The sequence below is a fragment of the Pseudomonas sp. PS01270 genome (assembly GCF_029959775.1).
GTDB classification, from domain to species: domain Bacteria; phylum Pseudomonadota; class Gammaproteobacteria; order Pseudomonadales; family Pseudomonadaceae; genus Aquipseudomonas; species Aquipseudomonas atacamensis.
In genome coordinates this window covers 1-6,877 of the sequence record NZ_JASCPT010000194.1, presented here as the reverse complement: position 1 = coordinate 6,877, position 6,877 = coordinate 1, and the positions used below count along the sequence as shown (strand labels likewise).

General features: G+C 61.0%; 5 protein-coding genes and 1 pseudogene. 3 read left to right on the top strand and 3 right to left on the bottom strand.

Annotation, left to right across the window (positions count from 1 at the left end; translation table 11 throughout):
• Positions 1-80: 80 nt before the first annotated feature.
• Complete coding sequence (locus QMX86_RS26820) at positions 81-755, bottom strand: hypothetical protein (protein WP_024013504.1); 675 nt, start codon at positions 753-755, stop codon at positions 81-83.
• Between the two features lie 282 nt (positions 756-1,037).
• Here QMX86_RS26820 and QMX86_RS26815 point away from each other — a divergent pair, with 282 nt between their 5' ends.
• Positions 1,038-1,736 (top strand): glutathione binding-like protein, encoded by a 699-nt coding sequence (locus tag QMX86_RS26815; RefSeq protein ID WP_282387927.1) that lies wholly within the window; start codon positions 1,038-1,040, stop codon positions 1,734-1,736.
• Between the two features lie 255 nt (positions 1,737-1,991).
• On the top strand, positions 1,992-2,966 hold the full coding sequence (hemB, locus tag QMX86_RS26810; RefSeq protein WP_016775388.1) for a porphobilinogen synthase: 975 nt from the start codon (positions 1,992-1,994) through the stop codon (positions 2,964-2,966).
• Between the two features lie 122 nt (positions 2,967-3,088).
• Here the strand turns inward: hemB and QMX86_RS26805 are convergent, their stop codons facing one another.
• Positions 3,089-5,293, bottom strand: coding sequence for a TonB-dependent siderophore receptor (locus QMX86_RS26805; RefSeq protein ID WP_282385895.1), 2,205 nt, complete (start codon positions 5,291-5,293; stop codon positions 3,089-3,091).
• A gap of 264 nt (positions 5,294-5,557) precedes the next feature.
• Between QMX86_RS26805 and QMX86_RS26800 the strand changes: the two genes are divergently transcribed.
• On the top strand, positions 5,558-6,640 hold the full coding sequence (locus QMX86_RS26800) for a DUF1615 domain-containing protein (RefSeq protein WP_133336945.1): 1,083 nt from the start codon (positions 5,558-5,560) through the stop codon (positions 6,638-6,640).
• 70 nt (positions 6,641-6,710) lie between these two features.
• Here QMX86_RS26800 and QMX86_RS26795 read toward each other — a convergent pair.
• Positions 6,711-6,877: pseudogene (locus QMX86_RS26795) on the bottom strand (phage infection protein); the annotation flags it as partial.

Here is a 6,877-nt window from a genome sequence, read left to right as displayed (position 1 = left end):
GGCTCGCTCCCACAGTTGAAATGCGGTTCCCTGTGGGAGCGAGCCTGCTCGCGAAGACGTAAGGTCAGGCGCTGCAAAACTCAGGTCGGGCAAGTGTCCTTGCCGTTATCCAGCCCCTGTTTGTAGACATGGCTCTGCAAACTGGCCTTGCCGTTGTGCCACTTCAGGGTCAGTACATACAGCGAGTCGAAGTCATCGCCGGCCCAGTCATCGGTGATCTTCTGCCGCTCGCCCACTGCGTTGCCGGCGACCTTGTTGATCAGATCCGGCAGATAACCGTGGGACCAGGCGGTGTAGATCGTCGAGTTGTGGTACTTCTCGTCCAGCAGCTCGCGGGCCAGATCGCTGGTGTCGTTGGCGGAGAACTCGATGTTCACCGGCAGGCCGAGCTTGATCGCGGCCGGGCTGATGGTCATCAGCGGACGAATGTAGCTGTAGGAATTGTCCAGTTCGCCTTCCTCGACGTTGCGCGTCGGGTTGGCGGCGAATACGTAATCGGCCTTGCCGAATTTTTCCGGCAGCAGCGTCGACAGGTCGATGGCGCGGTTCAGGCCCTGGCAGTTGAGCTGGCCGAGGCCGCCTTCGGGCTTTTCCGCGTGGCGCAGGAATACCAGCGTCTGCGTGCCGTCCGCTGGTTGTGCGCGGCTTTCGCTGGATTCGAGAGACAGAAAAAGCGCGCTGACTGCCAGCAGGGAGGGCAGGGCCACGTACGCGCGATGTTTGAAGCGTTTGGCGAAACTCATCAGGTTCGTCATCAATTCGAGGGTTCTTCAGCAAAATCGGTTAAGGCTGACAAACCTTGGCACCGCGGGCTCCCAGCACCGGGTGTTTCCCTGTCATGAACAGCTTCCTCTGCGAGAAAGGCATAACTCAGAGTCCTGTAACGCCGTTTGGTTCGTTCCAGGCCAGTGCGCAGCACTCTAGCGGCAACCTTTGCGGGCATGCAGGCAGGTTAGCGACAGGATGTTACGGTTCGTGTAGGCGCAGCGGCAGGCCTACTTTATGATCGGTTTTCAATTTGTGACTGGATGCTTCCAATGACCGATCTGTCTGCATTCCCGATTACTCAGAAATGGCCGGCGCAGTTCCCGGACTGGATTCAGCTCTACTCCCTGCCGACTCCCAACGGCGTCAAAGTGTCGATCATGCTCGAAGAGATCGGCCTGCCGTACGAGCCGCACCGCGTCGGTTTCGACACCAACGACCAGACTTCGGCAGAGTTTCTTTCGCTGAATCCGAACAACAAGATCCCGGCGATCCTCGACCCGCATGGCCCGGAAGATAAACCGCTGCCGCTGTTCGAATCCGGCGCGATCCTGATTTATCTGGCCGACAAGAGCGGCCAGTTGCTCGCTCAGGAAGGCGCGCTGCGCTACGAGACCATCCAATGGCTGATGTGGCAGATGGGCGGCATCGGCCCGATGTTCGGCCAGCTCGGTTTCTTCAACAAATTTGCCGGCAAGGATTACGAGGACAAGCGTCCGCGTGATCGTTATGTCGAGGAGAGCAAACGCCTGCTGAATGTACTCAACACCCGCCTCGAAGGCCGCGACTGGATCATGGGCGAGCGTTACACCATCGCCGACATCGCCACGTTCCCGTGGGTGCGCAATCTGCTTGGCTTCTATGAGGCCGGGGATCTGGTCGGTATTCAAAGTTTCCCCAATGTCACACGGGTGCTGGAGCGGTTTCTGGCTCGCCCGGCGGTTATTCGTGGCCTGACCATCCCGTCCTGACTTTCAGTTGTACACATGCCCCCTGTGGGAGCTGGCTTGCCAGCGATGAAGCCAGCACAGTCAACATCATTGGTGACTGACCTGCCGCCATCGCTGGCAAGCCAGCTCCCACAGGAATTTGAAATGTACATGCAGGATTATTACAAGCCCGGTAACGCTCTCTTGATTGATCCAGGTTTGTCCCGCACCCGCCGCAAGGCATAAGCTTCGCCCCCTACGACTTTCGTCTCATCCGCTGTTTTCAGGAAAGACCCCATGTCCAGTCAGTTCCCCGAAGCACGTCCCCGCCGTCTGCGCCGCAATGCGAGCCTGCGCAGTCTGTTCCAGGAAACCGAGTTCAGCCTGAACGATCTGGTCCTGCCGATCTTCGTCGAGGAAGACATCGACGACTTCGTGCCGATCACCAGCATGCCCGGCGTGCAGCGCATTCCCGAGCGCAAACTGGCCAGCGAAATCGAGCGCTATGCCCGTGCCGGCATCAAGTCGGTGATGACTTTTGGCGTGTCCCATCATCTCGATGCCAACGGTAGTGACACTTGGCGCGAAGACGGTCTGGTCTCGCGCATGTCGCGCATTGCCAAGGACGCCGTGCCGGAAATGATCGTGATGTCCGACACCTGCTTCTGCGAGTACACCGATCACGGCCATTGCGGCGTGATGCACAACCACGAAGTCGACAACGACCAGACCCTGATCAACCTCGGCAAACAAGCCGTGGCCGCCGCCCGCGCCGGGGCTGACGTGATCGCACCGTCGGCAGCAATGGACGGCCAGGTGCGCGCGATTCGCCAGGCGCTCGACGCCGCCGGCTTCACGCAGATTCCGATCATGGCCTACTCGACCAAATTCGCTTCGGCACTGTACGGCCCGTTCCGCGAGGCTGGCGGCAGTGCGCTCAAGGGCGATCGCAAAAGCTATCAGATGAACCCGATGAACCGCCGCGAAGCCCTGCGCGAATCGCTGCTCGATGAACAGGAAGGCGCCGATGCGCTGATGGTCAAACCGGCCGGCGCTTACCTCGACATCATCCGCGACATCCGCCAGGCCTCGAACCTGCCTCTGGCGGCGTATCAGGTCAGCGGCGAGTACGCGATGATCAAGTTCGGCGCCCAGGCCGGGGCGATCGATGAGGATCGCGTGGTCCGCGAAAGCCTTGGCGCAATCAAGCGTGCAGGGGCGGATCTGATCTTCACTTACTTTGCGATGGATCTGGCACTCGCCGGGATCTAAGCCGCACCTCGTACCCCTGTGGGAGCGAGCCTGCTCGCGAAGAGGCCGGATCAAGCACCACAAAAACCAGAAAGGCCCCGCAACCGTGAAGCTGGGGGGCCTTTTTTATGACGCGATGACGCTTAGAAGTCGATCGTCCCCGACAACTTCGCCACTCGCGGTTCGCCCTGGGTCAGGTAGCCGCCCTGAGCCGATTCCCAGTACTTTTTGTTCGCCAGGTTCTCAACACCGAACCGCACGGTCACATCCTTCTCCGACACCTTGAACGCATAGCGCGCGCCCGCGTCGAAGCGGTTCCAGGTCGGCAGGCTGAGGTTGTTCGCTGCGTCGGCGTATTGCCCGCCGGTGCGCAGCATCCGCGCGTTCAGCGCAACGCCTTGCAGGCCTGGCACGTCCCAATCCACGCCAGCGTTGAACTGGAAGGTCGGCACGCCGATGGCGTGGTTACCGTCGTTGGCGCCGTTGAGGGTGTTTTTCAGTTCGGTATCCATCAGGGTCAGGCCGCTGATCAGGCGCAGGCCGTCGATCGGCTCGCCGAACACGTTCATCTCCACGCCTTTGTTGATCTGCTCGCCTTCGCGCACGTAGGTGCAAGTGGTAGCGCTGTTGATTTCGCAGTAGCCGTCGCTCGGCTGTTCGATGCGATAAACGCCCAGGCTCGCGCCGTAGGTGCCCATGTCGACCTTAACGCCCAGCTCGGTCTGCTTGGAGCGCTTCGGTGCGTAAACCTCGTTGCCGTTGGTGACGCGGAAACCGCCGGAGCTGGTCGGCGAGGTCGGTCCCTGGGCCAGGCCTTCGATATGGTTGGCGTAGAACGACACATGCTCCCACGGCTTGAACACGATGCCGTACACCGGCGTGGTGATCGATTCGTCGTAGCTCGACGAGCGCGGGCCGCTGCCGTAGCTGGCGTAGCTGTAACCCTGCACCACCAGTTGCTGACGACGCAGACCGGCGGTGATCAGCAGGCGATCATCGAAGAACCCGAGGGTGTCGGAAATCGCCACACTGCGGTTGAAGGTCTTGCCGACGATGCCTGGATCGTTGAGATCGCCACCGGCGAAATTACCTACCGGCGCTGGGGTAGTGATCGGGTGATAGATGTTGTTCGAGTAGCGGGTCAGGTCGAAGTCATAAGCACTGCGCTGCTCGGCCCAGATCCCGGTCAGGCCGAAATTCAGCTTGTGGCTGACCGGGCCGGTGTTGAACTTGCCATTGAGACCGGCCATGACGCTGGTGTTGTCCTCGTCATGCGGGACGAACGAGCCAGTGGTGAACGAGGCGCCGCTGTTGCCGACCAGCGTGGTCGAGTTGTACCGGCCGACTTCACGGGTGTGCTTGGCGCCACCGGCGGCGTAGGCGGTCCAGTTGTCGTTGAGGTCGTACTCGGCGCGGAGCATGCCGAAGGTGTCTTCGATGTCGGTGTAACCCCATTTCGGCGCGTAGTTGGTGTCCGCCGATGGCGCGTCCGGGATGTGCGTGGCAGTGCCGAGGTTGACCGAGCTGCGGCCGCCGTTGACGCGTTCCTTCTGATAGGCAAAGTCGCCGGACACCCGCAGCGCATCGCCGCGATAATCCAGGCCGATGGCGAACAGTTTCGAGCGCTGGTTCTCGTGATCGATGCCGGTGTCGCCTTCGCGCTGCGACAGGTTGACCCGCGCGCCGAAGCGGTTGTCTTCACCGAAACGCTGGCCGATATCGAAGTGATGACCGATGCGGCCTTCGCTGTTGATGTCGGTGGTGTAACGACGCAGCGGCACGTCGCCGGCACGCTTGGGTTGCAGGTTGACGCCGCCGCCGATGCCGGAACCGGTCGGCGTTACGCCGTTGATGAAAGCGTTGGGGCCTTTGAACACTTCCACGCGCTCCAGCGCATCGGTGGAAATGATCTGCCGGGGCAATACGCCGTACAGGCCGTTATAGGAAATATCATCGCCATTGAGCGGCAGGCCGCGAATCATGAAGACCTGCGCCTGATTGGAGAAGCCCGAGGCCTGGCGCACGGAAGAATCGTTGAGCAGCACGTCGGCGACGTTTTCCGCCTGCTGATCCTGGATCAATTGCTCGGTGTAGGACGCTGCGCTGAACGGCACATCCATCATGTCCTGATTGCCGAGCACGCCCAACTGGCCGCCGCGCGCAACCTGACCGCCAGCGTAGACCGGGGGCAGGGCGTTGGGCGCAGGCGCCTGGGCATTGACGTTGACGTCGTCGAGCACCAGCGCTTTGCTGTTTTGTTCAGCAGCGTGAGCGGTGACGGTCAGGGAGCACAGCAGGGCAAGCAAAGTCGGGCGAAATGGAGCGCCGAGTCGAGCTGAAGCGGGCATGTCGGATACCTGGAGGCGAACGGCCAATGAAAAAATAAGGGCGGCGCGGAACTCCTTGCGCTAATGCGACTCCAGGCACGAATGATAGGGTTTCGCAGTAACGTTTTGCAATCAGTTTGTCATCAGCGTGTAGGAGCTGCCGAAGGCTGCGATCTTTTGATCTTGATCTGATCTGCAAAAAGCAAGATCAAAAGATCGCAGCCTGCGGCAGCTCCTACGGGGGTTGTGTATGGTGTTGTGGCTAATTTGATTGGATGGAGCAACATGCGATTACTCATTACTCTCGGCGCCGTGCTGCTGCTCGCCGGTTGCGCCAGCCAGCGCAGCAACGAACCGGCGCCGCGTCCGCCGGCCGAAGTGAAGGCTGAAATTGTTCGGCTGTTGCCGGCGAAAACTGCCGACCGTCAGGGCTGGGCCACGGACATCTACGCCGCGTTCGCCGCACAGGGCATCAACACCACCACGCAGAATCTGTGTTCGGTACTGGCCGTGGCCGAGCAGGAATCGACTTTCCAGGCCGACCCGACGGTGCCCGGCCTGGGCAAGATCGCCCGCGACGAAATCGACCGCCGCGCCGCCAAGGTGCACATCCCCAGCCTGCTGGTCAGCGGCGCTCTGCAAGTGCGCTCGCCCAACGGCAAGACCTACAGCGAGCGTCTGAATGCGGCGCGCAGTGAGAAAGAGCTGAGCGCGATTTTCGATGACTTCATCGGCATGGTGCCGATGGGCCGCACGCTGTTCGGCGGCTTCAACCCGGTGCACACCGGCGGGCCGATGCAGGTCAGCATCGAATTCGCCGAGGAGCACGCCAAGGATTACCCGTACCCGGTGGACGGCACGATTCGTCGTGAAGTGTTCAGCCGGCGCGGCGGCATGTATTTCGGCATCGCCCATTTGCTCGGCTATCCGGTGAATTACCGCGAGCCGCTGTATCGCTTCGCCGATTTCAACGCCGGCTGGTACGCCAGTCGCAATGCCGCGTTTCAGAATGCGGTCAGCCGCGCGTCCGGCATCCCCCTGACCCTGGACGGCGACTTGATTCGCTACGACTCGATCATGCCCGGCAGTACCGAACTGGCGGTGCGCACCCTCGGCAAGTCGCTGGGCATGCGCAACCCGACGATTCGCGATCAACTGGAGAAAGGCAAAACCCTGGAATTCGAAGAGACCAAACTCTATCAGCGCGTGTTCGAACTGGCGGAGCGGGCCGAAGGCAAGGCGTTACCGCGCGCGGTATTGCCGGGGATTGTGCTGCAGAGTCCGAAGATCACCCGCAAACTCACCACAGCCTGGTTCGCCAAGCGCGTGGACGAGCGTTACAAGCGCTGCATGGCCAAGGCCGGATAAAACACGCAGACATAAAAAACCCGGCTGCGGGAGCCGGGTTTCTCTGCGGTGTTGCGCTTGCAGTCATGCATCAGGCAACACGGCGTTCGATCAGACGATCCGAACCACCTTCAGCAACACGGCGTTCGATCAGACGATCCGAGCCACCTTCAGCAACACGGCGTTCAATCAGACGATCCGAACCACCTTCGGCAACACGGCGTTCGTGCAGACGATCCGAGCCACCTTCGTCAACAC

Coding starts and splice junctions, on each gene's coding strand:
- QMX86_RS26820 (WP_024013504.1), bottom strand. CDS start 755: ATGACGAACCTGATGAGTTTCGCCAAACGCTTCAAACATCGCGCGTAC.
- QMX86_RS26815 (WP_282387927.1), top strand. CDS start 1,038: ATGACCGATCTGTCTGCATTCCCGATTACTCAGAAATGGCCGGCGCAG.
- hemB (WP_016775388.1), top strand. CDS start 1,992: ATGTCCAGTCAGTTCCCCGAAGCACGTCCCCGCCGTCTGCGCCGCAAT.
- QMX86_RS26805 (WP_282385895.1), bottom strand. CDS start 5,293: ATGCCCGCTTCAGCTCGACTCGGCGCTCCATTTCGCCCGACTTTGCTT.
- QMX86_RS26800 (WP_133336945.1), top strand. CDS start 5,558: ATGCGATTACTCATTACTCTCGGCGCCGTGCTGCTGCTCGCCGGTTGC.